This window comes from Thiocystis violascens DSM 198 (genome assembly GCF_000227745.2).
GTDB lineage: Bacteria > Pseudomonadota > Gammaproteobacteria > Chromatiales > Chromatiaceae > Chromatium > Chromatium violascens.
This window is the reverse complement of the sequence record NC_018012.1, coordinates 3,011,054-3,037,552: the sequence shown is the minus strand read 5'-3', so window position 1 is coordinate 3,037,552 and position 26,499 is coordinate 3,011,054. Positions and strand designations below refer to the sequence as shown.

At 62.3% G+C, this 26,499-nt stretch carries 21 protein-coding genes; 5 read left to right on the top strand and 16 right to left on the bottom strand.

The features are described from left to right. Nucleotides 1–169 precede the first annotated feature (169 nt). The 5 genes from THIVI_RS13450 to THIVI_RS13430 all read left to right on the top strand — a co-directional run bounded on the left by THIVI_RS13450 (nt 170) and on the right by THIVI_RS13430 (nt 9,719). Nucleotides 170–1,258: an efflux RND transporter periplasmic adaptor subunit gene (locus THIVI_RS13450; protein WP_041447596.1), complete on the top strand. Its 1,089-nt coding sequence runs from the start codon at nt 170–172 to the stop codon at nt 1,256–1,258. Further along, nucleotides 1,255–4,371, top strand: coding sequence for an efflux RND transporter permease subunit (locus tag THIVI_RS13445; protein ID WP_014779118.1), 3,117 nt, complete (start codon nt 1,255–1,257; stop codon nt 4,369–4,371). Before THIVI_RS13450 ends, THIVI_RS13445 begins: the two co-directional genes overlap by 4 nt. Beyond that, nucleotides 4,368–7,409, top strand: coding sequence for a PAS domain S-box protein (locus THIVI_RS22850; RefSeq protein ID WP_014779117.1), 3,042 nt, complete (start codon nt 4,368–4,370; stop codon nt 7,407–7,409). Before THIVI_RS13445 ends, THIVI_RS22850 begins: the two co-directional genes overlap by 4 nt. A gap of 369 nt (nt 7,410–7,778) precedes the next feature. Then, the gene (locus THIVI_RS13435; RefSeq protein WP_014779116.1) at nt 7,779–8,732 is read left to right on the top strand and encodes an acetylxylan esterase; all 954 of its coding nucleotides are present in this window, start codon (nt 7,779–7,781) and stop codon (nt 8,730–8,732) included. Nucleotides 8,733–8,990: 258 nt separating this feature from the next. Then, entirely contained in the window at nt 8,991–9,719 is a 729-nt protein-coding gene (locus tag THIVI_RS13430; protein ID WP_014779115.1) for an esterase family protein, read from the top strand. Nucleotides 9,720–9,777: 58 nt separating this feature from the next. Here the strand turns inward: THIVI_RS13430 and THIVI_RS13425 are convergent, their stop codons facing one another. From THIVI_RS13425 to pyrH, 16 genes are all read right to left on the bottom strand, one after another. Continuing rightward, entirely contained in the window at nt 9,778–10,626 is an 849-nt protein-coding gene (locus THIVI_RS13425; protein WP_014779114.1) for an HDOD domain-containing protein, read from the bottom strand. Nucleotides 10,627–10,678: 52 nt separating this feature from the next. Beyond that, entirely contained in the window at nt 10,679–12,613 is a 1,935-nt protein-coding gene (locus tag THIVI_RS13420) for a GspE/PulE family protein (protein ID WP_014779113.1), read from the bottom strand. A gap of 243 nt (nt 12,614–12,856) precedes the next feature. Continuing rightward, nucleotides 12,857–13,234, bottom strand: a complete 378-nt coding sequence (locus THIVI_RS13415) for a c-type cytochrome domain-containing protein (RefSeq protein ID WP_014779112.1) — start codon at nt 13,232–13,234, stop codon at nt 12,857–12,859. 344 nt (nt 13,235–13,578) lie between these two features. Then, a complete protein-coding gene (gene rnhB / locus THIVI_RS13410) occupies nt 13,579–14,160 on the bottom strand; it encodes a ribonuclease HII (protein ID WP_014779111.1) in 582 nt (193 codons plus the stop codon). Beyond that, nucleotides 14,157–15,326: a lipid-A-disaccharide synthase gene (gene lpxB, locus THIVI_RS13405; RefSeq protein ID WP_041446996.1), complete on the bottom strand. Its 1,170-nt coding sequence runs from the start codon at nt 15,324–15,326 to the stop codon at nt 14,157–14,159. Before lpxB ends, rnhB begins: the two co-directional genes overlap by 4 nt. Nucleotides 15,327–15,505: 179 nt before the next feature. Then, nucleotides 15,506–16,276: an acyl-ACP--UDP-N-acetylglucosamine O-acyltransferase gene (gene lpxA / locus THIVI_RS13400; protein ID WP_014779109.1), complete on the bottom strand. Its 771-nt coding sequence runs from the start codon at nt 16,274–16,276 to the stop codon at nt 15,506–15,508. Then, a complete protein-coding gene (fabZ, locus tag THIVI_RS13395; RefSeq protein WP_014779108.1) occupies nt 16,273–16,782 on the bottom strand; it encodes a 3-hydroxyacyl-ACP dehydratase FabZ in 510 nt (169 codons plus the stop codon). Before fabZ ends, lpxA begins: the two co-directional genes overlap by 4 nt. Beyond that, entirely contained in the window at nt 16,782–17,828 is a 1,047-nt protein-coding gene (lpxD, locus tag THIVI_RS13390) for a UDP-3-O-(3-hydroxymyristoyl)glucosamine N-acyltransferase (protein ID WP_014779107.1), read from the bottom strand. The genes fabZ and lpxD overlap by 1 nt, the downstream gene beginning before the upstream one ends. Before the next feature lie 176 nt (nt 17,829–18,004). Continuing rightward, nucleotides 18,005–18,484: an OmpH/Skp family outer membrane protein gene (locus THIVI_RS13385; protein ID WP_014779106.1), complete on the bottom strand. Its 480-nt coding sequence runs from the start codon at nt 18,482–18,484 to the stop codon at nt 18,005–18,007. Between the two features lie 51 nt (nt 18,485–18,535). Further along, nucleotides 18,536–20,866, bottom strand: a complete 2,331-nt coding sequence (bamA, locus tag THIVI_RS13380) for an outer membrane protein assembly factor BamA (protein WP_014779105.1) — start codon at nt 20,864–20,866, stop codon at nt 18,536–18,538. 79 nt (nt 20,867–20,945) lie between these two features. Continuing rightward, nucleotides 20,946–22,310, bottom strand: a complete 1,365-nt coding sequence (gene rseP / locus THIVI_RS13375; RefSeq protein ID WP_014779104.1) for an RIP metalloprotease RseP — start codon at nt 22,308–22,310, stop codon at nt 20,946–20,948. A gap of 5 nt (nt 22,311–22,315) precedes the next feature. Beyond that, nucleotides 22,316–23,506 (bottom strand): 1-deoxy-D-xylulose-5-phosphate reductoisomerase, encoded by a 1,191-nt coding sequence (gene ispC / locus THIVI_RS13370; RefSeq protein WP_014779103.1) that lies wholly within the window; start codon nt 23,504–23,506, stop codon nt 22,316–22,318. Nucleotides 23,507–23,516: 10 nt separating this feature from the next. Further along, complete coding sequence (locus THIVI_RS13365) at nt 23,517–24,362, bottom strand: phosphatidate cytidylyltransferase (protein WP_052315029.1); 846 nt, start codon at nt 24,360–24,362, stop codon at nt 23,517–23,519. Then, the gene (locus THIVI_RS13360) at nt 24,346–25,137 is read right to left on the bottom strand and encodes an undecaprenyl pyrophosphate synthase (RefSeq protein WP_014779101.1); all 792 of its coding nucleotides are present in this window, start codon (nt 25,135–25,137) and stop codon (nt 24,346–24,348) included. The genes THIVI_RS13365 and THIVI_RS13360 overlap by 17 nt, the downstream gene beginning before the upstream one ends. Before the next feature lie 30 nt (nt 25,138–25,167). Next, nucleotides 25,168–25,725, bottom strand: coding sequence for a ribosome recycling factor (gene frr, locus THIVI_RS13355; protein ID WP_014779100.1), 558 nt, complete (start codon nt 25,723–25,725; stop codon nt 25,168–25,170). A 1-nt stretch (nt 25,726) separates the two neighbouring features. After that, entirely contained in the window at nt 25,727–26,449 is a 723-nt protein-coding gene (gene pyrH, locus THIVI_RS13350) for a UMP kinase (protein ID WP_014779099.1), read from the bottom strand. Nucleotides 26,450–26,499: the final 50 nt, after the last annotated feature.

Genomic DNA, 26,499 nt, shown 5'->3' with positions numbered 1-26,499 from the left:
ATTGAAACCGCATCGACTCCAACATTTTCAGTGTTTGCGCTAACCTGGCCGATCATTCAAAACGACGCATGCCGTCGTGGATGCAGGTTCGTTCAGTCGTTTGGTCACGATCTGAAAAAATCAAACACGAGATCTTTGCCTTTTGGAGATACGCTTGCGGTATTTTTCGATGACGCAACTGAACGGGCGGCTGCTGATCTGTCTGCTCCTGTGGGCTCCCGCCGCTATGGCGCAAGCCGCCGACAACCCGCCGGAGAAGCCGATTCCGGTCTTGGCGGCCGAGGTCGTCCGCCAGTCGCTGGCTGATCGGGTCGAGGCGCTCGGGACGCTCAAGGCCAACGAGTCAGTCGTCATCACCGCCAATGTGACCGAGACCATTTCCAGACTGCATTTCGAGGACGGTCAGCGGGTGCGCGCCGGGGATCTGCTGGTCGAGATGACCAACGCCGAGGAGCACGCGCTGCTGGAAGAGGCGCGGGTTCGGGCAGGCGAAGCGGAGCGCCAATATCAACGGGTGAAGGCGCTGGTGGCACAACGTTCGGCTTCCGAATCGCTGCTCGACGAACGCAAGCGCGATCTGGATACCGCGCACGCAATCCTGGTGGCGCTGGAATCGCGCCTAGCGGATCGCGTCATCCTGGCCCCCTTCGATGGTGTCCTTGGGTTCCGCGATGTCAGTCGCGGCGCACTGGTCGAACCTGGCGATCCGATCACGACGCTGGACGACGACCGCCTCATGAAGCTCGATTTCGCCGTCCCGAGCGTCCATCTGCCGTCGCTGGTCCCCGGACTGCGGATCGAGGCCCGGACCAGCGCGCATGGCGAGCGGGTCTTTACCGGCGTGGTGCGCGGCATCGACAGCCGCATCGATCCGGTGACCCGCACCGCGCAGGTGCGCGCCATCCTCCCGAATCCGGAGCGGCAACTGAAACCAGGGCTACTGATGCGCATCGATCTGCTGGTCGATCCGCGCGAGGGTCTGGTCATTCCGGAAAAGGCGCTCCTGCACCAAGGGCAGGAGCATTTCGTCCTGGCCCTGAGCGACGGGAAGGAGGGACCGACGGCACAACGTCGTCAGGTCGAGATCGGCACCCGTCAGCCGGGCTGGGTGGAAATCCGCGCGGGACTCCAGCCGGGCGAGCGTGTCGTGACCGACGGCAACGACAAGGTTCGCCCCGGTCAGCCGCTGCGGATTCTCGACGCGATCGGCGGTGACGGCACCCGGAATCCGCCCGCCGTGACGGATGCCGCGCCATGATCCTCTCGGACCTCTCGATCACCCGGCCGGTGCTCGCCAGCGTGCTCTCGCTCCTGCTGGTCGCCTTTGGGTTGGTCGCCTTCGACCGTCTGCCGCTGCGCGAATTTCCCGACATCGACACGCCCGTGGTCTCGGTCGAGACGATCTATCCCGGCGCCGCAGCCAATGTGGTGGAGAGCCGCATCACCCAACTCATCGAGGATCGCATCGCCGGCGTCGAGGGCATCCGCACGGTGGAGTCGACCAGCCAGGACGGGCGGTCGGCGGTCACGGTTGAGTTCCACATGGACCGCGACATCGACGGCGCCGCCAACGACATCCGCGATCGGGTCTCCGGCATCCTGGATCAGTTGCCGGCGGAGGCCGAGCCGCCGGAGATCCGGAAGGTCGACAGCAACGAGGATGTCATCCTCTGGCTCAACCTGACCAGCGACCGTCTGACCCTGCCGGAACTCACGGACTACGCGCGCCGTTATCTGGTGGACCAATTCTCGGTACTAGATGGCGTCGCGCGGGTTCAGGTCGGCGGCAATCAGGTGTTCGCCATGCGCATCTGGCTTGACCGCAGGGCGCTGGCGGCGCGCAATCTGACGGTGGCGGAGGTCGAAAACGCCCTGCGCGCCGAAAACCTGGAACTGCCCGCGGGCGAGGTCGAGTCCCTCGACCGTCAGTTCAGCGTGCGGGTCAATCGCGCCTTCAAGACCCCCGAGGATTTCGCGCGTCTGGTGCTGGCGCGCGGCGAGGACGGCTATCTGGTGCGTCTCGGCGATGTCGCGCGGGTGGAGCGCGGCACCGAGGAAAACCGCACCTTCTTCCGGGGCAACGCGGTGCCCATGATCGGCATCGGCATCGTCAAACAGTCCACGGCCAACACCGTCGCGGTCGCCGATGGCGTCAAGGCCGAGGCCGCCCGGCTCAATCCGCTGCTCCCCGAGGGGATGGCGATCAAGCAGAGCTACGACAGCTCGGTCTTCGTCAAGGGCGCCATCGACGAGGTCTACAAGACGCTGGCGATCGCCATCGGTCTGGTCACGCTGGTGATTTTTCTTTTTCTCGGCAGCCTGCGGGCCACGCTGGTGCCTGCGGTCACGGTGCCGGTGTCGCTGGTGGCGACCTTTATCCTGCTCCTGGCGCTCGATTTCTCCATCAATATCCTGACCCTGCTGGCGCTGGTGCTGGCGATCGGTCTGGTGGTCGACGATGCCATCGTGGTGCTCGAAAATATCCACCGAAGGATGGAAGAATATGGCGAGACGCGCTTGGTCGCGGCCTATCGGGGCACCCGTCAGGTCGGCTTCGCGGTGATCGCGACCACCCTCGTGCTGGTCGCGGTCTTCGTGCCCATCGCCTTTCTGCAGGGCGATGTCGGACGGCTCTTCGGCGAATTCGCCCTGACCATGGCGGCGGCGGTGAGCTTCTCGTCCTTTGTGGCGCTGTCGCTGTCGCCGATGCTGGCCTCCCGGATCCTGCCCGCCACGCACGCCAGTCAGGGGCGCGCGGTCCTGTCCCGTGGCGTGGATCGCGCCTTTCAATGGGCGCGGCGCGGCTATGGTCGAAGCCTGCGTTTCCTGTTGCGCCAGCCCTGGATCGTGCTGCTGGCCTTCGTGTTCACCCTGATCGGCGCGCTCTGGCTGTTCGAGCGCATCCCCCAGGAATACACGCCCAAGGAGGATCGCGGCGCCTTCTTCATCCTGGTCAACGGTCCCGAGGGCGCTTCCTTCGAGTATATGAAGGATTACATGGACGAGATCGAACGACGCCTCTTGCCCTATACCGAGAGCGGCGAGGCGATCCGGCTGCTGGTCCGTGCCCCGCGCGCCTTCACCAATACCTCGACCTTCAATTCCGGCATGGTGGTTATGGTCCTGAACGACTTTGGCCTGCGCCGCTCCGGCTGGGTCATCATGGACGAGGTGCGCGCCAAACTCAGCGATCTGCCCGGCGTGCGCGCCACTCCGGTCATGCGACAGGGTTTCGGGTCGCGCATCGCGAAACCGATTCAGTTCGTCATCGGCGGCGGCACCTATGAGGAACTGGCCGTCTGGCGCGACCGCTTGCTCGCCGCCATCGAGCAGGACAATCCTGGACTGACCGGCATCGATTGGGACTACAAGGAGACCAAGCCCCAGCTTCGGGTCGAGATCGACTATGACCGCGCCGCCGATCTGGGCGTCACCATCGGCAACCTCGGACGCACCCTGGAGACCATGCTCGGCTCGCGCAAGGTCACGACCTATCTGGATGCCGGCGAGGAATACGATGTCATCCTGGAAGGCGAGCGCGCCGAACAGCGCACTCCCGGCAGTCTGGATAACCTCTATGTGCGCTCCGATCGCAGCGGCGCGCTGATCCCGCTTTCCAATCTGGCGCGGGTGATCGAGTCGGCCGACTCCCAGAGCCTCAAACGCTACAACCGGATCCGCGCCATCACCATCGAGGCGAATCTGGCGGAGGGGCTCTCGCTCGGCGCGGCGCTGGCCGATCTGGAGGCCAAGGTGCGCGACCATCTGCCCGCTCAGGCGCGGATCGACTACAAGGGTCAGAGTCGGGATTTTCGCTCCAGCAATGAGGGCGTGCTCTTTGTCTTCGCCCTGGGTCTGGTCGTGGTCTTTCTGGTGCTGGCGGCGCAATTCGAGAGCTGGATGCATCCGCTGGTCATCATGCTCACGGTTCCGCTCGCCATGGCCGGCGCCCTGCTCGGACTCTGGCTTACCGGGCAGACGCTGAATATCTTCAGCCAGATCGGGCTCATCATGCTGGTGGGACTGGCGGCCAAGAACGGCATCCTGATCGTCGAATTCGCCAATCAGTTGCGCGATCAGGGACATGAATTCCGCGCCGCGCTGCTGGAGGCGTCCGATGTGCGTCTGCGTCCGATCCTCATGACCGGACTGACCACCGCCGCCGGTTCCGTGCCCCTGCTGTTGTCGAACGGGGCCGGCGCCGAGACCCGCGCCGTGATCGGCACCGTCGTCCTCGCCGGCGTGCTCGCCGCGACCTTCTTCACCCTCTTCGTGGTCCCGGTCGCCTATGACCTGCTGGCGCGCCACACCGGCTCGCCGGGGGACGTGAAACGACGGCTGGAGCGGGAGATTCTCGAACAAACACCATGAAATCAACGGACTCTCAAGGCCATCGTCTGGGTGATTTCATCGGGAAAGGTCTCGGAATTTCACGCCTCCAACTGAAACTCTGGCTTGGCGTGGGCGCGAGCCTGCTGATCGGTCTCACGGTTTTGCAAATCGAGCACTACCGCGTGGCGCGCGCGGAAACCATGGAGACACTCCTCGCCGAAGCCAGAGCCCTGCGGACGGTCCTGACGGCCAGCAGCCGGGTCTATCATCAGTCCTTCCTCAATCATGGACTGCCCCTGGCCTGCGAGACCATCGATCTGCTGCCAACCCATGCACTCGCGAGGATCGCCGAAGAACTTGGGAAACAACGTCCAGATGAGCTGCAAATCCAGGTCGTCGGTCTGGAACGCCTCGATCAGAACCAAGGGCCAGACGACACCGACGCGGATGCCATTGCGTATTTCGCGCAACATCCCACGTCGTCGGAACGTCTCGCGCAGGTCTCCGCTTCCGATGGACGGCGCTTCTATCACTACGCGCAGCCGATCTGGACCGAAGCCTATTGCCTGGCCTGTCACGGCGATCCTCAGCAGGTTCCCGCGAACATTCGCGACCGTTATTCGCCCGCGTCCGGTTTTCATGAGGGCGATCTGCGCGGGATCATGAGCCTTTGGCTGCCCATCGATCAAATCGAGCAGCGCGCCTTCGAGCATTTCACCCGCTCGCTGCGCGACCATCTCGTGGTCTTCCTGCTGCTGTTCATCGTCGGCGGCACCTTATTGCAGCATTTCGTCATCGGCAAACTTCGTCACCTCCAGAACGCAGCCAAGGCGCTCGCCAACGGCCAGTACGCCGCGCGTGTCACGGTCGCGGGCAACGACGAACTCGCCGAACTGGCTAATGACTTTAATCGCATGGCCGACAGTATCGCGCTGCGCGATCGACAGTTGGCCGAGAGCGAGGAGCGCCTGCGGCTGTTCGTCGGCTATGCCCCGGTCGCGCTCGCGATGTTCGACCGCGACATGCGTTATCTCGCGGTTAGCCGACGTTGGCTCCTTGACTATGGAGTGGCGGACGTCATTGGCCGTTCTCACTACGAAATTTTTCCCGAGGTCCCGGATCGCTGGAAAGACGCGCATCGACGCGGTCTGGCCGGCGAGGTGGTGCAGGAGGCCGATGACCGGTTCGAGCGTCGGGATGGCAGCGTGCAATGGCAACACTGGGCCGTGCGGCCCTGGTATCGGTACGATGGACCTGTTGGCGGCATCGTCATCTTCACCGAGGACATCACCGACAGGAAGCAGGCCGAGGATGCGCTGCGGCGTGCCAATCGTTACAACCGCGGCCTGCTCGAAGCCAGTCTCGATCCCCTGGTCGTCATCGACCCGGAAGGGCTGATCAAGGATGTGAACGCGGCCACCGAAGCGTCCACGGGGTATTCGCGCACCGAACTTGTCGGGACCGAGTTTGCCAGCTATTTTTCCAATCCGGAGCGCGCGCGGGCAGGCTACCGCCAGGTCTTCGAGCAGGGACAGGTGCGCGATTATGACCTGGAGTTGATGCACCGCGATGGCCGGGCGACCCCCGTGCTCTACAACGCCTCGGTCTATCGCGATCATGACGGGGATGACGAGCGGGTGTTTGCCGCCGCGCGCGATGTGACCCATCTCAAACGACTCACGGACATGCTCAAGGCGCGTCTGCGCCTGATCGACGGGGCCGAGACCCGCTCGATGGAAGAGGTGCTGAGGGCGAGTGTCGACGAGGCCGCGGCCCTGACCGGCAGCCTGATCGGTTTTTATCACTTTCTGGAACCCGATCAGGAAACCCTGGTACTGCAAACCTGGTCGACGCGAACCGTGCGCGAATTCTGTCAGGCGGAAGGAGCCGGGCTCCATTACCCGCTCTCGGCGGCCGGCGTCTGGGCCGATTGCGTGCGCCAGCGCCGGGCGATCATTCAGAACGACTACGCGGCGCTCCCGGCGCGTCACGGCCTGCCGCCGGGACATGCCCAGGTCATCCGCGAACTGGTGGTTCCGGTGTTCCGCAACGAGCGCATCGTCGCCATCCTCGGTGTCGGCAACAAGCCGCGCGACTATGAGGAGAGCGATCTGAACATCGTTTCCACCTTCGCCGACCTGGCCTGGGATATCGTCGAGCGCAAGCGTGCGCAAGATGCCCTGAGCGAGAGCGAGTCAGGCTATCGCCGGATCGTCGAGACCGCCCACGAAGGCATCTGGGCCATGGACGAGCGGCATCTGACCACCTTCGTCAATCCACGCATGGCAGCCTTGCTTGGTTACGATCCCTCGGACATGCTGGGCCGCCCGGTCGAGGAGTTCATGTTCCCGGAGGATCTGGAGATGCATGGGGAGCGGATGCAGGCCCGGCATCGTGGCGAGCACGAACAGTACGAACGTCGGTTTTGCCGCAAGGACGGCACGGAACTCTGGACGCTGGTCTCGGCGGTGGCCATCCAGGACGCGCAACAGGGTTTTGGCGGCTCGTTCGCCATGTTCACGGATCTCACCGAGATCAAGGAGCAGCAACGCCGTCTGGAACAGATGGCGCACTTCGATCCACTGACCGGCCTGCCCAATCGGACGTTGCTGGCCGACCGTCTGCGGATTGCCCTGGCGCATGCCCGGCGCGAGGAATGTCTGCTGGCGGTCTGTTATCTCGATCTGGACGGCTTCAAGCCGGTCAACGATACCTATGGACACGCGGCGGGCGATCGACTGCTGATCGCGGTCGCCGGACGGCTGACTCAATCCGTGCGCGAAGGCGATACCGTCGCCCGGCTGGGCGGCGACGAGTTCGTGCTGCTGATGGGAAATCTGGCCAGTCGGGACGAATGCGAGCACCTGCTGACACGTCTGCTGGCGGCCATCTCCGAACCCTATGCCCTCGACGCGGAGACCAGCGTCGCGATCTCGGCGAGTATTGGCGTGACCCTCTACCCGTTCGACCACGCCGACCCCGATACCCTGCTGCGCCATGCCGACCTGGCGATGTATCAGGCCAAGCAGGCCGGGCGCAACGGCTTCCGTTTTCTCGAGTCCGATGATGCGGCATAAGCCCATTCGGCTCGGCGACTGCGCATCCTCCGGCAGGGTCTACCGCTAAACCAGGCTTGTGGGAGTAAGGAACTGTCCATTAACTGTTTCCCGATTTGAACTGTACTCTGTTCGTGGCGACCTTGAATCCGTTCATGGTTCGACCCTTCGGCCGCGCTCAGGACTCACCACGAACGGATTCAAGGTCAACCTCGGAGTGCGATTTTCCGTTCGTCCTGAGCTTGTCGAAGGATGAACGGAAAATCGGGAAATCGTATGTGGACAGTTACTAAGTTAAGCCGTTCATGGTTCGACCCTTCGGCTATGCTCAGGACTCACCACGAACGGCGTAACTTAATGGCAATGCCTTAACCACTGCGAGCCATGCCCATGTCCTTCGCTCACGGCTATCCCTACGATCCCAGCTACGGCTACGACCTGGACGCACTGCTCGCGGTCGAGCCGCCGCCCGAGCCAGCCGATTTCGTCGCCTTCTGGCGCGCCCGCCAGGCTCGCGCCCTGACGGTCGATCCCAACCCCCGCCTGCGCCGGTCGAGCCTGTCGCATCCGCATTTTCAGGTGCATGACCTGGAATACGACTCCACCGAGGGTGTCCAGATTCGCGGCTGGCTGTTGACACCGTTGCATCAACCGCCACGGCGAGGCTTTATCCTGGGACACGGCTATGGCGGGGTCGAGCGCCCGCCGCTGGATCTGCCGCGCCCGGATGGCGCTTACCTGATTCCCTGTTTCCGGGGTCTTGGCCTGAGCCGCTGTCCGCCGATTTCGGAAGACCCCAACTGGCACGTCCTCCATGACATCCATGATCGCGACCGTTACCTCCTTGGGGGCTGCGTGGACGACATCTGGACCGGCGTCACCGTCCTGCTGCGACTCTTCCCGGATCTCGACGGACGCCTCGGCTATCTCGGGATCAGCCTCGGCGGCGGTCTGGGCGCCATGGCGCTGGCCTGGGATGAACGCCTCGGGCGCGGTCATCTCAATGTGCCGACCTTCGGTCACCAGCCGCTGCGGCTCACCCTGCCCACCACCGGCAGCGGGGCAGCGGTCCAGTCCTTCGTGCGGACTCAGGGTCGGGTTCCGGAAACCCTGGCGTATTACGATGCCGCCCTCGCCGCCAGGCATATCCGCCAGCCGATGCAGGTGGCCGCCGCCCGTTTCGATCCGATCGTGGCGCCGCCGGGACAGTTCGCGGTCTACAACGCCATTCCTGGCGACAAGGGCTTGTTCGTGCTGGAGGCCGGACACTTCGACTATCCCGCCCGGCGGCGCCAGGAACAGGATCTCATGGCCGTGCTCTGGGCCTTCCTCGCGCCGCTCTGACGGTCTCGCCAATCCTTAAAAACTGTTCATTTTCTACTTCCCGATTGCTGCCGGACAGTGCAGCTCAAGTCGGGAGACAGTTGATGGATACTTTCTTAGGCTGACCGCGCTTGGGATGCCTCGGCGACCGACGCAAGTCACATGGCCGCAATCTTCATCCATTAGGATTCCGCGGACGCGATCCGGTGACCCTGGCCGCGCGCACCGACTTCACTGCATCGAACCCTATCGACTCTCTCTTTTCGCAAGGTCAAGGCGATGAACCGCGAATATCACCGTTGGTATAGCCACCGGCTCGGCCGGGAGATGGAACTGCTGGTCTTCGGGCACGCCGGGGCCAAGGTGCTGGTCTTCCCGACTCGCGACGGACGTTTCCATGAGTACGAGGATCTGCGCCTCGTCGAGTCGCTCCGACACAAGATCGAGGCCGGACAACTCCAACTCTATTGCGTGGACAGTATCGACTGGGAATCGCTCTACTGTTTCTGGAATCACCCCGCCGACCGTATCCGTCGCCATCATGCCTTCGAGGACTATGTCCTGAACGAAGTGCTGCCCCTGATGGCGGCGAAAAATCCGCACCCCTGCACCATCTCCCACGGGTGCAGCCTGGGCGCTTTTCATGCCGTCAATATCGCCTTCCGTCACCCGCACCTCTTCCGCAAGGTCGCGGCCTTCTCCGGGCGCTATGACCTGAGTCTGAACGTGGAGGATTTCCGTGACCTCTTTGGCGGCCACCGGGACGATCTGACCTATTTCCACACGCCCACCCAGTACCTCCCCAACCTGGGCTGTCCGGATCGTCTGGCGGCGCTGCGACGGTTGGACATCGTGCTCGTGGTCGGCAGTCAAGACCCTTTCCTCGACAATAACCGCTATCTCAGTCGCCTGCTGTGGGACAAGGGCATCTGGCATACCCTGCACGAATGGGACGGGCGCGCCCATCAGGGCCACGCCTGGCGGCGGATGGCCCCTTTGTATGTTTGAATGATCCGGCGCTCGCCAGCGGTCCGTTCCGTTGGAGAGATCCGCAACGCGACCTGCCTCATGACAGCTCGTTCGCCTCGGCGACCGCGTCCTCCAGCAGGATCTCCAACTGCGCCAGCTTGATCTCCTTGAGACCCAACGCCTGGGCCTCCGGCGTGGCCGCCAGGACGATGTCGGGATCGGCCGTCTGACCGATGCCGAGTTTGTGACAGACGATATCCAGCAACCGGGTGATGACCAGGAGCGTGTCGTTCTCGTCGAATTCCCGCGCATGATGATCGCGGGCAATCCGCGCGTAGCTTCCCGGCAGTTCCCATTTGACCATCAACCGATAGCCCATCTCCTGGTGCATGGCATCCAGGATTTCGCCTACCAGCGATTCCGTGAGCGGCAATGGATGGCTGCGATCCACCGCTAGGCGTTCCAGTACCTTGAGCAAAAACAGCTCGCCGATATCGTGCAGCAGCCCAGCCAGAAACGCTTCCTCGGCCAGAGACTTGTACCCCGTCTGCTCCGCCAGCCAGCGCCCGCCGGTGGCGCAGACGAAGGTGCGGCTCCAAAGTGCCGGCAGACAGGCGCTGACGGCCTTGACGTGCGCCTTGTTCACCAGTAACAGAGACGCCAGCATCGCCAGACTGGTGACCCGATTCATCCCCAACCGCACCACGGCCGCGCTGACCGTCTCCACCTGTTTCAGCCCGCCATAAAAGGAGGAATTCGCGAGGCGCAGCAGATGGCTGACCAACGACTGATCTTTCATGATCAGGTCCGCGATCTGGTTCATGGAAACGGTGTCGGATTGATTGAGTTTTTGCAGTTCCAGCGCGACCGGATTGAACACCGGCAGTTGCAGGCTGTCGGTCTCGAAACGTTCCTCGATCAGATCCTTCAGTGACTTTTCGCTCACGGATACCTCGCGTCATCCGGGCGTGAGGCAGGGAGACGAATCGAGCCTCGCATCATCGCACCGGAGTCTCGCCGACCAGCCGCAGGATCTCCCGCAGCGGTCGTGGCCGTCCCAGCCGCGGCAGATGACGTAGCACTTCATGCAGGCTGGTTGCGCCCGCGGCGGCCTTGGCCAGACCATCCTCCAGAAGCGTGATCAGCCCCGAGGTCTCGATGCTGATCCGACGGATCTCCGAGGAGGTTCGCTTGTTAAGAATGGCGTCCTTGACCATTTCGTTCAGCACCAGCAGTTCGAACACCCCGACCCGCCCGGCATAGCCCGTGTAGTGGCATTCGCGACAGCCGCGTCCCTGCCGAAAATTGGCGCCGGCCAGGTCGTTCTGTTGACAGCCGAGCCGATGCAATTCGTTGGCATTCGGACGATAGGGCGCGGCGCAATGTTCGCAGACATGCCGCAACAGGCGCTGGGCCAGCACCGAGACCACGGTGGAGGAGATCAGGAAGGTCTCGATCTGCATGTTCATCAGTCGCAACAGACCGCCGATGCTGTCCTCGGTATGGAAGGTGGTCAGCACCTTGTGGCCCGTCAGGGCCGCCTGAATGGCCGATTCCGCCGAAAACTGATCGCGGATCTCGCCCAATACGATCACGTCTGGATCCTGCCGGACCATATGCCGCAGGGTTTCCTCGAAGGTTAGATTGATCTTGGGGTTCAGATTGCACTGGGCAATCCCGTCGATGACATATTCCACCGGATCCTCGGCGGTGATGATGCTACGCTCCATGTCGTTGAGATAGTTGACGCAGCCATAGAGCGTCGTGGTCTTGCCGGAACCCGTGGGGCCGGTGATCAGGATCACCCCGCTGGGAACCTCCAGCGCATCTTCGACGAACCGCTCCAACATCCGCGGTGCCAGACCGACCTCCTTGATATCCAGCAACTCCGCCTTGCGGCTGAGCAGGCGCAGCACGATTTTTTCGCCGAAGATGGTGGCATAAAAGGATGCGCGCACGTCGCTGCGGCGACCGCTCTGGGGGTCGTCGAAACGAAAACCGCCGCCCTGATGGCGACGCTTCTCGGCGATATCGGCCTTGCAGAGAACCTTCAGACGGCTGCTGATAATCGGCGCGATCGCCCGATCCAGTTCCTTATGCAACATGAGGATGCCGTCGTGACGCAGGCGCACGCGCAGTTGCTGGCGCATGGGTTCGAGATGGATATCGCTGGCGCCCAACTCCAGCGCCTCCACGATCAGCCGATCGACCACGCTGGAGGCATCGGCCTCGTTCACCTCCGCCGGACGCTGACGGGTATGCTGGCGGCTGTTCTCGTAGGCGGTGATGGTATCCTCGACCGCGCGACGGGTACTGATCACCGCGAGAACCTCGCCAAAGGTACCCTCCGCCGCCTGTCTGGCAAAGGTATCCAATGGATTGCGAAAGGCGACCTGCACCGTCTCGCCCTTCCGGCGCATGGGGACCGCCTGGAAACGTCGGCACCAGTCGGGAGTGACCTGGTACAGCAGATCGTGATCGATGTCGGTAAAACTGGGTTCCTCGTACAGAAAACCCAGTTGGTCCGCCAGCACCTCGATCAGTTGATGTTCCTGAATGAGGCGTTTTTCCAGCAGAATTTCGCCTAGCCGCTTCCCTTGAAACTCCGGATCCTGCTGCGCGTCGAGCGCAGCCCTAAGTTCAAGCGGTTTGAGATAACCCAATTCCACCAGCAGGTTGCCCAAAGGGACAATCTGGCGATTCTCGCGCAGGGCCTGCCGTAGCTGCCGGGCATCGAGGTACCCCAGCTCCTGCAGTACCTGGGTCAGGGAATGATCGTCCCGGAGCTTGCCGAGGACACGGCGGGCGTGAATCAGCTGCTCATGGGTAACGATCCCGCCATCCTCCAGGATGGCGGCAATCTGTTTGCCGGTATCCTGGACACTTGGATCGAGTTCCGCCTCTGTCGTGCCGTGGTGTTCCGGGTGGTGCATGGATGGTCTTCCCGGTCTTGGGCGATTTCCGGGAACATTCATGCCCGAGCCCAAGGCTTCGAATAGACAGGAGAATCCGGAGATGAGTCATGTTGGCGAGAATGAACGCCGTGCGAGCGATCCCGCCATCGAGTCAAGCCCCGCGCAAGGATGCGATCATGCCATGGCGGCACTTGACTCGAGTACGCAGAGGATGCGTGGCGCCAGGCCGAATGAACCCGACACCAGACGCGAATCGGCCAATCAGTTATTCTTGGCGCCTTGCGCGATCCATCGCTCGATCGTCTCGATCTCCTTGTCACTGATGGGATCCTTGCCATGCGGCATCTGGATCGATTTATCCACTTCTCCAGCGACGAGACGATAGAGACTGCTGGAGAGCGGATCGCCCGCGACCACCACGGGACCGAATTTCGTGCCTTTCATCAGCGAATCGTAGGACTCTATCAAAAAACCGCTGGCAACATGGCCCTGCCCGCCATTCAGGTGACATTCGACGCAATGTTTATCGATGATCGGCCTAATATCCTTCTCATAGCTAACTGACGCATATTTGCCGCAGCCGGCCAGGAGCAGCGCCACAGGCAAGCCAAGAATGGCGGACTTTACGATTTTTTTCACTCTATTTCCCTCCGCTGACACAACTCAACGTGCGCAATCCCCCAATCAAGGATGGCGTCAGCCATCGGTTTGGAGGAGTCCGCGACAAATGTTCCGACATCGATCATTTCGCGCCTTGAAACATAGTCTGTCCGGGTTTCTCAAAACCATGAACAAACCAGCAGATTTGATCGATAGCTGATGAATGCTACGCTTGACGAATCTGGGCAGCAAGACGCTTAACGCTTGCATGAAATACAACCATCAGCCCGTCCAGTGTAAACATTTCATTGGCGCCCGTAACCATTGATTCAACATGCGGCCGAATCTGCTCCGCGGAACAAGCCCTTCATGCGGAAAGCCGTTTAGTTGGACTCGATCAAGGTCCGTACTGGCCCAAAGCTGCGGCGATGATGAGGGCAGACCCCAAGCGTCCGCAAGGCCGCGAGATGGACTCGGGTGGGGTAGCCTTTGTGAGTCGCGAAGCCATAGCCTGGAAAATCCAGGTCCATCTGCTCCATCAAGCGATCGCGTGCGACTTTCGCGAGAATGGAGGCCGCGCCGATGGCTGGAATCAGACCGTCGCCGCCAATGATGGCTTGCGCTTCAAGGCCAAACTCAGGACAACGATTGCCATCCACTAAAACGCGTTGGGGCCGGATCGCGAGCGCGGCTACCGCACGTTGCATGGCGAGCAGCGAGGCCTGGAGGATATTGATCCGGTCGATTTCCTCGACCGTCGCCCAGGCAACCGCCCAGGCGAGCGCGCGCGCGCGAATCTCCCGATCCAGGATGGCGCGGCGCGGCGCGCTGAGCTTTTTTGAATCGGCGATGCCGTCGATCGGACGGGCCGGATCCAGGATCACGGCGGCGGCGCTGACCGGTCCCGCGAGTGGACCGCGCCCCGCCTCGTCGACTCCCGCGACCAGGATGACCGCTTCGCTCATGCCTTCTGCTGTCCGATGAGCCCAAGGATGGCGCGGGCTGCCTCACGGGCTGCCTGGCGGCGCAATTCGCGATGGATGCGCCCATATTCGTCCTGGATCCCGGCCACGCGCTCTGGATCGTCGAGGAAGTCCAGCAACGCGGGCGCCAGCCGTTCGGCGCGGCAGCGATCTTGAATGAACTCCGGCGCCAGCGCGCGCCCCGCCAGCAGATTGGCCATCGCGATATAGGGCACCTTGATCAGACCGAGGCGCTTGACCAGGTGATAGGTGAGCGGATGGACGCGATAGGCGACCACCATTGGCCGCTTGAGCAGCAGCGTCTCCAGGGTCGCGGTTCCCGAGGCGGTGAGCACGCAATCGGCGGCGGCGATGGCGTCGCGGCTGCGTCCATCCACCAGGGTGACAGGAAGCTCGGGTGCCCGGCGCGCCAGTTCAGCCTCGAACCGCGCCCGCAGGCCGGCAGTGACCAAAGGGACCACGAAGCGCAGGTCTGGTCGCGCGGTCAGGCATAAGCGGGCCGCGTCGATGAAAGGCGCCGCCAGACGCTGCATCTCGCCCACGCGGCTGCCGGGCAGGAGCGCGATGACCGGGAAGGCTGGCGAGAGTCCAAGCCGGGCGCGCGCGGCGTCCCGATCGACCTCTAGCGGGATCTCGTCGGCCAGCGGGTGTCCGACATAGGTCGCCGGGACGCCATGCTGTCTGAGGAAGGTCTCCTCGAAGGGAAAGACGCTGAGCATCAGATCGACCGCGCGCCGAATCCCCTTGACCCGGCCGGGACGCCAGGCCCAGACGGTCGGACTGACGAGATGCACGGTCTTGATGCCCGACGCGCGCAGTCGTCGCTCCAGACCCAGATTGAAATCCGGCGCGTCGACGCCGATGAAGACCGCCGGCCGATGGGCGAGAAAATAGCGCCTCAGCTCGGCCCGCAACCCGAGCAATTCGCGCAGATGTCCGAGCACCTCCGTCAGGCCCATCACCGATAGACGTTCCATCGCAAACAGGGTCTCGCAGCCGACCTCCTGCATGCGTGGCCCGGCCACGCCGACAAAGCGGGCGTCGGGGAGCATCTCACGTAGCTCACGGATGAGCGCGGCGCCAAGCAGATCGCCGGAAGGCTCGTTGGCCACGATCCCAACCGTCAATGTAGATCCTGTCGTTTTCATCGGGTCCGTTCACTTAAAAAGCGTAGTCAGCTTCCAGCTTCCAGTGGCCAGCTTCTTGAATCAAACACTTGGTCATCGCGCCACACTTGCTGGGATTCAGCCAGCGGGGGGCGGCTTCGATCAGCGAAAACCATGGCAAAATACCGGCTGGAGGCTGACCGCTGACCGCTCTTGTCAGGTTAACGCACAAGACTGCGTTGGCTGTCGGCGATGAAATCCGCCAGCACGGCAAGTTGCGGGGCCGTTTCAGCCATCCCGCGAATCCGCGCGAGCGCCTCGTCGCGTTTCAGATTGGCCATGTAGAGGGTCCGATAGGCACGCTTGATGGCCTGGATGCTCTCCGTCGGGAAGCCGCGTCGGCGCAATCCCTCCGAATTGATCCCGCGCGGTTCGGCGGGGTGTCCCCCGACCACGACATAGGGGGGCACGTTCTTGTTCAGCACCGAACCCATGGCGCAAAACCCGTGGGTGCCGATCCGGCAGAATTGATGGACGATGGTAAAACCGCCGAGGATCGCCCAGTCCTGAATCTCGACATGTCCCCCCAGAGAGGCGGCATTGGCCATGATCACCTGATTGCCGATACGGCAATCGTGCGCCACATGGGTGTAGGCCATGAAGAGATTGTCGTTGCCGATGCGCGTGACGCCCTGATCCTGAACCGTTCCGCGATGCAGGGTGACGAACTCGCGTACCTGGTTGCGGTCGCCGATCTCAAGCCAAGTCGGCTCGCCGCCATATTTCTTGTCCTGCGGATCCTCGCCGATGGATGCGAACTGGAAGATCCGGTTATCGCGACCGATCCGTGTCGGCCCGCGCAGCACCGCATGTGGCCCGATGCGGGTTCCGGCACCGATCCGAACGCCCGCGCCAATCACGGCAAAGGGACCGACCTCGACATCGGAGTCCAGTTCGGCCCCGGCATCGATGACTGCGGTGGGATGAATCAAGCGGTAAAGTCTCGCGCCGTGCACATGATTTCGGCGGTCGCAACGATGTGATCATCGACCCGCGCCTCGGCGTCGAACTTCCAGATCCCTCGGCGCACCGGTCCGAGTTTGACTTCCATGATCAACTGGTCGCCGGGTTCGACGGGACGTTTGAAGCGGGCTTTATCGATCCCGACGAAATAATAGAGTTTGTCGCCGACCTCTTCCGGGCGCGACGCCATGGCCAGGAGACCGGTCGCCTGCGCCATGGCCTCGATGATGAGCACCCCGGGCATGACCGGGCGCACCGGGAAATGTCCCATGAAAAACGGCTCGTTGTACGAAACGTTTTTCACCGCGATCAGATAGTCGTTGATCTTGTAATCGATCACTTTATCGACCAGCAGGAAGGGATAGCGGTGCGGCAAAAGGCTCAACACCTTGTGGATGTCCATTGTGCTCACGACGTCCTCCGAGCGACCAGACTGCTGATCGGGTTCGATCGGCACAGGATGCGATCCATCCATTAGGAATTCCCCCGCTCTGTTGTTTCTTTCATCGTTTCAAGTAATGACTCAAGATGTTTCAATCGGCGCGTCAGGTCATCGAGGTGCCTGAAACGCGCCACGTTGCGGCGCCATTCCGCGCTTGGCATGGCCGGTATCCCGCTACTGTAGGAGCCCGGCTCGGGGAAGGAGCGGGTGACCATGGCCATGCCAGTGAAATGCACGTCGTCACCGATGCTCAGATGACCCGCGATCCCCACCGCCCCGGCAATGGTGCAATTGCGGCCGATCCGCGTCGATCCGGAGATCCCGGCATTTCCCGCGATGGCGGTATTGTCGCCGATTTCGACGTTGTGTCCGATCTGGATCAAATTATCCAGTTTGACGCCGTGCCCGATGACCGTATCGCCGATCGCACCACGATCGACGGCGGTATTGGCGCCGATCTCGACATCGTCGCCCAGCACCGCCCGCCCGACCTGCGGGATGCGGATCCAGCGCTCGCCATCGCGCGCGAAACCGAAGCCTTCCCGACCGATCACCGCGCCTGGATGCAACAGCGCCCGTTTGCCCACCTGGGTTCCCGCGCACAGCGTCACCCGCGCAATCAAACGACTGTCCTCGTCGATGCGAACCCCTTCGCCTAGAATGCAGCCAGGGCCGACAAACACCCTCGGACCGATCAGGACGCCGGCCTCCAGGACGACCAGCGGACCGATCCAGGCGGTTGGATCGACCCGCGCATCGGGATCGATCACCGCACTCGGGTGCCTGCCCCCAATGACGGGCGAATCCGGGTGAAGAATCCGTGCCGCCCTGGCAAAGGTCAGATAGGGATTGTCGCTCAGCAAAACGGGCATATGGCAGGCGCCCGCGTCGGCTTTCGACAGGATCACGGCGCCCGCCGCGGTCGCTTCAAGATGACGGCGGTATTTGGAATCGCCGAGAAAGGCGAGACTCCTGGCATCCGCATTCGTCAATTGAGCGACTCGGGATACGCTGACAGTCGCATCGCCGATCAAGGTCACGCCCAGTCGGGCCGAGAGTTCTCCGAGGCAGATCTCCATATGTTCAGACCTCAAATCATTCAGCTCGATAACCTACCATTCTCCGAAGTCAACCGCGTCCAGCACGAAATGCGTTGTTCGTGCTCGTGCATCGTCTTACCGACCGCGATTGGCGACCCTGACGGTGGATCAGTCGACAAAACCCAATGTCACTCTCGATGCGCTTTAGCGGCATCTCACTTCTTCTCAAATTCCTGCTTCAGTCGCTCGATGACGAGATCGGAAATGTCGATACGCGGATCGGAATAGACAAGACCCTCGCTGAGAATCAAATCGATCTTCTGTTCCTTCGCCAACTCGACGACGACCTCTTTCACCTGACGTCCCAGCTTGGTCCGCAGTTCATTTTGACGCAACGCGAAATCCTCTTGAAATTCATCCCGCGCATACTTCAATTTCCGCGTCCGGCTGCGAATATCGTTTTGCAGACGCTGAATCTCGCTTTCGCTCATCAAGGCGCCATCGCGTTCGAGCTTGCTCTGCAATGAGGCGATCAGTTCCTGCTGATCGCGAAGGCTGCGCTCGCGATCCTCGACCTCGCGCTGCAGCGAATCGCGAGCGGCCTCGTACTGAGGAGACTGCTCGACCACGCGATTGGGATCGACGACGGCGATGCGATAATCGGACGCGGCGTTCGATTGACCCCAAAAACCCATCAGCACGATCAGTGCTCGGACAACAGGAATATTCACTCGCAACCCCGCCACTCAGAAGGTTTGTCCAAATCCAAACTGAAACACCTGAGTATCGTCGCCTTCCTCTTCATTGAGGGGATAGGCGAAACTAAAGGAGAGCGCACCGACGGGCGACAGCCAGGTGACGGACAAGCCCGTCGAATAGCGTAGATCGCCAAGATCGAATCCGGTCGATGTCAGGAGATCGGAATCGTCCATCATCCAGACGGTGCCAAAATCGAAGAAAGCGCCCAGGCGCAGGCTTTTTTCAAACTCTCCGCCCACTGGCGCGGGCGCAAACAGTTCGACGCTTCCGACCAATTTCAGATTGCCGCCGACGGGATCGTCGGTGAGGGTTTCGCGTGGCCCCAGCGAATTGGCAATCCAGCCACGGACCGAGCGGGGACCGCCAGCATAAAAATTTTCAAAAAACGGCAGGGATTCGGTGTCGCCATAGCCGTCGCCGTAGGCGACATCGCCACTCAGCGAGAAGACGAAGCGGGATGTCAACGGGATATAGCGCTGCTCCTGATAATTGATCTTGTAATACTGAAGATCGCTGCCAGGAACCGCAACCTCGGCAAAAACGGTTCGCAATCCACCGCGGGTCGGAAAGATCGCCGTATCGCGGGTATCGCTCGTGTAATTCGCGGAGAGAAAGAAATCGTTGAACGTATTTCCATTTTGCTCCACGAACTCCTGCGCGATCTCGGAATAACCCGCGGTGAAATCCGTGTATTGATAGCGGAAACCGAACCCGGCGCGACTGGTATCCGAGATTGGCAAACCGAAATTCATGCCCGCCACGCCCACATTGGCCGAATAATCGGCACCGATCAACTCGTCGAAATCGGTTTCGCGATACGACAGGTTGAACCCGCGACTGATCCCGTCGACGGTGTAATAGGGATTGAGGTAACCGAGCTGATACAGACGGGTCGCAGCGCTGGTATTCAAGGCCATCGAAACGCGCTTCCCGGTGCCGAGAAAATTATTTTGCGTCACGCTGGCGTTCAGGATAATGCCCTGCGACTGCGAAAACCCGATCCCGGCGGCCAGGTTTCCAGCCGGCTTTTCCTTGACCGAAACGTCGACATCGACTTGATCCGCCGAGCCTGGAACCGCTGGCGTTTCGATCGAAACGTCGTCGAAATAGCCCAGACGCTGAAGTCGTTCGCGCGATTTACGCACCAATTCGGCCGAGAACCAGGCGGTTTCCAGTTGGCGCATCTCGCGACGCAGCACCTCGTCGCGGGTGCGCGTATTGCCTTTCATGTTGACCCGGCGAACATAGACCCGTTTTCCGGAATCGACGAAAAAGGTCACCGCGACTTCCTTGGCGGCTTCGTCGATCTCGGGCACCGTATTGACATTCGCGAAGGCATAGCCCTCGTCGCCGAGTAGATTGGAGATCCGTTCGGCGCTTTCCGTGGTCGCCTTGCGCGAGAAGAAGTCGCCGCGTTTGAGCTGTATCAGAGGAAACAACTGGGCTGCGGGGACGGATGGCTCGCCGGCGAGCCGGATATCGCTGATGGTGAAGGGTGCGCCTTCCTCGATCACGACCGTGATATAGATCTCTTTGCGGTCGGCGCTGATCGACACCTGGGTCGATTTGATATCGAATTTGATATAGCCGCGATCCAGATAAAACGAGCGCAGGGTCTCCAGATCGCCAGCGAGTTTTTGCTTCGAGTACTGATCGTTCTTGGAGTAGAAGGAATTCCAGCTCGTTGGCCCCAGCTTGAACTGCTTGCTCAGTTCCTTGGTTGTGAAGGCCTGATTGCCGATCAGATTGATCTGCTTGATCCGGGCGGTGAGTCCCTCGATCACTTCGATATTGACGGCAACCCGATTGCGTTCCAGGGGCGAGACGGTGGACTGGATGAGCACCCCGTATTTCCCGCGCGCGAAATACTGGCGCTCCAACTCCTGCTCGATGCGATCAAGGACCGAGCGATTGAAAACGCGTCCTTCCTTGAGTCCGATATCGGCCAGTGCGTTACTGAGCGCCTCGGTTTCGATATCCTTGTTGCCGGTAATCTTGATCTCGGCGATCGCGGGCCGTTCGCGGACCCAGAGCACCAGCACGCTGCCGTCGCGCTCGACGCGGACGTCATCGAAGAAGCCGGTCTTATAGAGCGCGCGAATGATCCCGCCGGTGACATCCTCGCCAACGGTATCGCCGACCTGGACCGGGAGATAGTTGAAGACAGTCCCCGGAGCGATCCGCTGGAGTCCCTCGACCCGTATATCGGACACCTCGAAGACCGCGGCGGCGGCTGGCTGGTGCATCGAAACCAGGACGGCAGACAGCACAACGAGCTGTCTGGCGCCACTGCGAAAAATCTGAGCTATTGCGCGCAAGACGGGTTCCCCTCGATCAGGCCGAAATCTGCCACGCAGTCGGCATCCAAGGGGCGGTAGTATAAGGGATGCAGCGGGCTTAGCCCAATAGCCGGGAGATGTCCACGTAGAAAGCGAGCGACATCAGCGCCGCGAGCAGGATGAAGCCGACCTTTTGTCCCTGGAGCTGGATCTGTTCGGACACTGGACTGCCTTTGATCCACTCGATCAGGAAATAAAACAGGTGGCCGCCATCGAGCACGGGAATCGGCAGCAGATTCAAGACACCCAGGCTGATGCTGACCACGGCCAGGAATTTCACGAAGGCAAGGAGACCGGAACTCGCGGTTTGCCCCGCGACTTCCGCGATAGTGATCGGGCCGCTGAGATTGCGCACCGATGCCTCGCCAATCAGCATGCGACCGATGACCCGCAGCATCGTCACGCTCGTGTCCAGGGTTTTGTCGACTGCCTGTCCCAATGCCTCGATTGGTCCGTAGCGGACCAGGACACGGTAATCGTCCATCAAATCATCGGGCACCAGGACGCCGGCCCCAATCCGACCGACCTCCCGACCGTCGATCTCCGTCGACCGGGGGGTGATCGAGATCTCCTGGAGCGAGCCATCGCCGCGCTCGACCTCGATCGGAATGCTTTGGCCCGCGCGCTCGCGCACCAGGGCCACCCAATCCTGCCAGGAATCGATCGCGATGCCGTCGGCCGCGACCAGGCGATCGCCAACCTCAAGCCCGGCGCGCTGCGCCGGCTCTCCGGGTACGAGTTCCCCGATGATTGGGGGCAGGCGAGGACGACGCGCCTCCAAACCGAGCCGGCCCAGCAGATCGGGCTCCTCGGCCAGACCGGCAATGGCCTCGCCGGGAAGCCAACGATCCTGTTCCCGCCCGCCTGCGTCGCGCACCCGAATCGGCAGATCCTGTCCATCCATCGCCTCGACCGCGAAGGCGAAAACGGCTGTCTCCCAGCTTCGCGCGGGGCGGTCGCCGATCCGGAGCAGTTCGTCGCCGGGCTGAAACCCCGACGCGGCGGCGATCGACTGTGGCGCAACCACGCCGATGACGGGCTTCAGGCCGGTATCGCCGACGATGAAGATGGCCCAATAGGCCAGGATGGCGAACAGCAGATTGAACAGCGGACCCGCGACGACGATGGCCGACCGCTTCCACAAGGGTTGGCGATTGAAGGCCCGATCCAACTGGTTTTCGGGAACCGCTTCCTCGCGCTCGTCGAGCATCTTGACGTAGCCGCCGAGCGGAATCGCCGCGAGCACATACTCGGTCTCGTCGCGCCGGCTCTGCCAGCGCAACAGCGGCCTTCCGAAACCGATCGAAAATCGCAGCACCTTGACGCCCACGCGGCGGGCGACCCAAAAATGCCCGAATTCGTGGACCGCGATCAGAATCGCCAGCGCCACGACGAAGGAAGCGATTGTAAAAAGAATCTCCATCGCTTTTAGATGACCCGCGTTCGCACCAATTGTTCCGCGCATTCGCGGGCGCGACGGTCGACATCCAGCAGAAAATCGACCCCCTGACCCTCGACCGTCTCGTCGGGCAGCGCGTCCAGCGTAGCGCCCACCACGGCCGCAATGCCCGGCAGATCGATGCGCCGATCAAGGAATGCCGCCACCGCGATCTCGTTGGCGGCATTCAGGACGGCCGGCGCAATCCCGCCATGGCGGGCCGCCTGGAAGGCCAGCGCGAGACAGGGGAAGCGCAGCAGATCGGGCGCCTGAAAATCGAGACGCCCCACCGCGAACAGATCGAGCGGGGCGACGCCCGACGCAAGTCGTTCCGGCCAGGCCAGCGCATGCGCGATGGGCGTGCGCATATCCGGATTTCCGAGTTGCGCTAGCACCGACCCGTCCTGGTACTGGACGAGCGAATGAATCACGCTCTGCGGGTGCACCACGACCTGGATATGGTCGGTATCGGTTCCGAACAGCCAGCAGGCCTCGATGACCTCCAGCCCCTTGTTCATCATGGTGGCGGAGTCGACCGAAATCTTGCGGCCCATGACCCAGGTCGGATGGGCGCAGGCCTGCTCCGGGGTGACGGCGGCCAGGCGCTCGACCGGCCAGTCGCGCAGCGGTCCGCCCGAGGCGGTGAGCAGGATACGCTCCACGCCCACCGCCGCGAGTCCGGTACTGAAATTGGGCGGCAGGCACTGAAAGATGGCGTTATGTTCGCTGTCGATGGGCAACAGTTCCGCGCCGCTCTCGGCCACGGCCTGCATCAGCAGGGCGCCGGCGACCACCAGCGACTCCTTGTTGGCCAGCATTACCCGCTTGCCCGCGCGCGCCGCCGCAAGCGTCGGACGCAGGCCGGCCGCGCCAACGATTGCCGCCATGACGTAATCGGCGCCGGGCATCGCCGCGACCTGCTCAAGACCTTCCACGCCCACGAGAATCTCTGGCCGCTTCGGCATGTCCGCCAGCAGGCCCCGTAGTCGCGTGGCCGCGTCTGGATCCACCATCACGGCAACGTCAGGGCAGTGCAGGCGACACTGCTCGGCCATGCGCTCGGCATCCCGATGCGCAGTCAAGGCCACGGCCCGAAAACGATCCACGTGCCGCGCTAGCACATCGAGCGTACTCACGCCCACGGAGCCTGTCGAACCCAGTACGGTTACGCCTTTCACCATGCTACTCCGGTCAAGTGATGACCCAGGCCATGCCCAGGGCAAAGAAGGGGGCCGCCGCGGTCAAGCTGTCGATGCGGTCGAGCAAACCGCCATGACCGGGCAACAGATGACTGGAATCCTTCACCCCACGCCGGCGCTTCAGGAGGCTCTCGTACAGATCCCCAACGACCGACAGCAAGGCCGACAGGCCGCAGACCGCCAGAATCAGGAGCGTCTCGGGAACGCCGAGCGACTGGATCCAGGAAAAGGCCAGCCCGCAGATCATGGCCCCAAGGATGGCCCCATAGACGCCAACGCGCGTCTTGCCAGGACTCACGGCGGGCGCGAGCTTGGCCCGACCCCAGCGACGTCCGACAAAGTAGGCCATGGAATCGGCGGTCCAGATCAGGATCATCAGGAACAGCACCAGGCCGGGTCCGAGTTCGGGAACGCGATGCAAGTCGACCAAGGCCGCCCACGGCGCCACCAGAACCAGCAGGCCGATCGGCAACAGCCACGACTGAAATCCCGCGACCGGTTCGATCCGACGCACGCGCCACAGCCGGATTGCCTGGACAATCCAAAACAGAAGACTGACGCCGAACAACCAGACCGACCAATCGGGCCTTAGCCAGAACAGGCCCATGCAGGAAGCCATGACCGCCAGATAGGCGACCCGAGGCGGGGTCTGGCGAAGACCGGCCAGCGCGCACCATTCCCAGGCCGCGAGCAGGAGCGCCACGGTGAAGAACAGGGCGAACGCGGGAGTTGGCAACCACAGGATGACGGCGATGACCAGCGGTCCCAGCAGGAACGCGGTGAAGGTGCGGCGCTGCAGACTGCTTGCCGCGCGCAGGGTGCTATTCAGTTCGCTCATAGGCACCCATCGCGCTCCAGGTTTCGATCTGCTCGCCGGTGTGACCGAAACGACGCTGCCGACGCGAGAAGTCGTCCAGCGCGTGACCGAATGCCGCTTCATTGAAATCCGGCCAGAGAATATCCGTGAAATACAGCTCGGCATAGGCCGACTGCCAGAGCACGAAATTGCTCAGGCGCTGCTCTCCGCCGGTGCGGATGAAGAGATCGGGTTCGGGGAGATCGGGAAAAGACAGCCGGCGCGCAAGGGCATCTTCATCGATGGCGTCCGGATCCAGGCGCCCAGCCCGCACCTCCTCGGCCAATCGACGCGCGGCCCGGGCGATATCCCAGCGCCCGCCATAGTTGGCGGCCACCTGCAGGTTGAGGGTGACGTTGTTCGCGGTCCGCGTCTCGGCGTCGCGGATGCGACGCTGGAGTTTCTCGGAAAAGGCGCCCCGCTCGCCGATGACGCGCAGGCGTACATCGTTCTCGTTCAGGCGTTTGACTTCGCCGCGCAGGGCGGTCATGAACAATTCCATGAGGATGTTGACCTCGGCACGCGGCCGCTGCCAGTTCTCGCTGCTGAAGGCGAAGAGCGTCAGGGTATCGATGCCGCGGCGCACGCATTCCTCAACCACCGCGCGCACGCTCTTGACGCCCTCGCGATGACCGGCGGTGCGCGGACGGCCACGCAGCTTGGCCCAGCGGCCGTTGCCATCCATGATGATCGCGACATGCCGGGGGACGGAACGCTGCGGATCGACGGTAAGGACGGCGGGCGTAGCGGTATTCACGAGGGTCTGAATCGGATCGGCCAGGCGGTCTTAAATCGACATCAGATCTTGTTCTTTCTCAGCCAGCACCGTATCGACATCCTTGATGTATTGATCGGTCAGTTTCTGCACGATCTCCTGTCCGCGCCGCTCGTCGTCCTCGGAGATCATCTTTTCCTTGACCAGTTCCTTGAGTTCGTGATTGGCATCGCGACGGATATTGCGCACCGCCACGCGCGCCTGTTCCGCCTCGTTGCGGGCGACCTTGATCAGATCCCGCCGCCGCTCCTCGGTCAGGGCCGGCATGGGAACGCGGATGACGGTTCCGGCGGTATTGGGATTGAGGCCCAGATCCGACTGCATGATGGCCTTTTCGATGGCCTGCACCATGTTCTTTTCCCAGGGCACCACGGCGAGGGTGCGCGCATCCTCGGCGTTGACGTTGGCGACCTGGCGGATCGGCATCTCCGAGCCGTAATAGGAGACCATGATGTGGTCGAGCAGCGACGGATGGGCGCGCCCGGTGCGAATCTTGGCGAGCTCATGGGAGAGCGACTCGACACTCTTGCCCATGCGGTCCGCCGCGTCTTTCTTGATATCGTCGATCATGTTAGTTCCCGCTGACGACCAGCGACCCGACCTCTTCGCCGCGGATCAATCGCTGCAAGGCGCCTGGTTCGTTGATATTGATGACACGCAAGGGCATTCCATGGTCCCGGCACAGCACGATGGCTGTGGTATCCATCACCATCAAGCCCTCGTGGAGTACCTGATCGTAGCTGATTCGGCGGTAGAAGGTCGCGGTCGGATCCTTGACCGGGTCCGCGGAATAGATGCCGTCGACCTTGGTGGCCTTGATCAGCAGATCCGCCCCGATCTCGATCGCCCGCAGGCTGGCCGCCGAATCCGTGGTGAAAAAGGGGTTGCCGGTTCCCGCCGCGAAGAGGGTGACACGCCCCTTGTCTAGGTGATGCATGGCGCGCCGCCGATCGTAGTCCTCGCAGACCTGACCGATCTTCAGAGCCGACATCACGCGCGTCTCGACCGCGAGCCGCTCCAGCGCATCCTGCATCGCCAGCGCGTTCATGACGGTGGCCAGCATGCCCATGTGGTCACCTGTCACCCGATCCATGCCTCTGGCGGCAAGACCAGCGCCGCGAAAGAGATTCCCGCCGCCGATGACCAATGCAACCTGCAACCCCGTCGCGACCAACTCGCGCACCTCAAGCGCATAACGTTCGAGGATATCCGGATCGATCCCATCCGTGCCCGCGCCCATCAGCGCCTCGCCGCTGAGTTTGAGCAGGATGCGTCGATAGACTGGGCTCGACATGGACGTGGACCTCGGCGCGACTTGATCGTAATAAGGAAGCAGGAGACCGC

Coding starts and splice junctions, on each gene's coding strand:
- THIVI_RS13365 (WP_052315029.1), bottom strand. CDS start 24,362: ATGAGCGAACTGAATAGCACCCTGCGCGCGGCAAGCAGTCTGCAGCGC.
- THIVI_RS13445 (WP_014779118.1), top strand. CDS start 1,255: ATGATCCTCTCGGACCTCTCGATCACCCGGCCGGTGCTCGCCAGCGTG.
- lpxD (WP_014779107.1), bottom strand. CDS start 17,828: ATGGAGATCTGCCTCGGAGAACTCTCGGCCCGACTGGGCGTGACCTTG.
- THIVI_RS22850 (WP_014779117.1), top strand. CDS start 4,368: ATGAAATCAACGGACTCTCAAGGCCATCGTCTGGGTGATTTCATCGGG.
- frr (WP_014779100.1), bottom strand. CDS start 25,725: ATGATCGACGATATCAAGAAAGACGCGGCGGACCGCATGGGCAAGAGT.
- rseP (WP_014779104.1), bottom strand. CDS start 22,310: ATGGAGATTCTTTTTACAATCGCTTCCTTCGTCGTGGCGCTGGCGATT.
- ispC (WP_014779103.1), bottom strand. CDS start 23,506: ATGGTGAAAGGCGTAACCGTACTGGGTTCGACAGGCTCCGTGGGCGTG.
- THIVI_RS13430 (WP_014779115.1), top strand. CDS start 8,991: ATGAACCGCGAATATCACCGTTGGTATAGCCACCGGCTCGGCCGGGAG.
- fabZ (WP_014779108.1), bottom strand. CDS start 16,782: ATGGATGGATCGCATCCTGTGCCGATCGAACCCGATCAGCAGTCTGGT.
- lpxB (WP_041446996.1), bottom strand. CDS start 15,326: ATGAAAACGACAGGATCTACATTGACGGTTGGGATCGTGGCCAACGAG.
- rnhB (WP_014779111.1), bottom strand. CDS start 14,160: ATGAGCGAAGCGGTCATCCTGGTCGCGGGAGTCGACGAGGCGGGGCGC.
- pyrH (WP_014779099.1), bottom strand. CDS start 26,449: ATGTCGAGCCCAGTCTATCGACGCATCCTGCTCAAACTCAGCGGCGAG.
- THIVI_RS13450 (WP_041447596.1), top strand. CDS start 170: ATGACGCAACTGAACGGGCGGCTGCTGATCTGTCTGCTCCTGTGGGCT.
- THIVI_RS13385 (WP_014779106.1), bottom strand. CDS start 18,484: ATGGGTTTTTGGGGTCAATCGAACGCCGCGTCCGATTATCGCATCGCC.
- THIVI_RS13420 (WP_014779113.1), bottom strand. CDS start 12,613: ATGCACCACCCGGAACACCACGGCACGACAGAGGCGGAACTCGATCCA.
- THIVI_RS13435 (WP_014779116.1), top strand. CDS start 7,779: ATGTCCTTCGCTCACGGCTATCCCTACGATCCCAGCTACGGCTACGAC.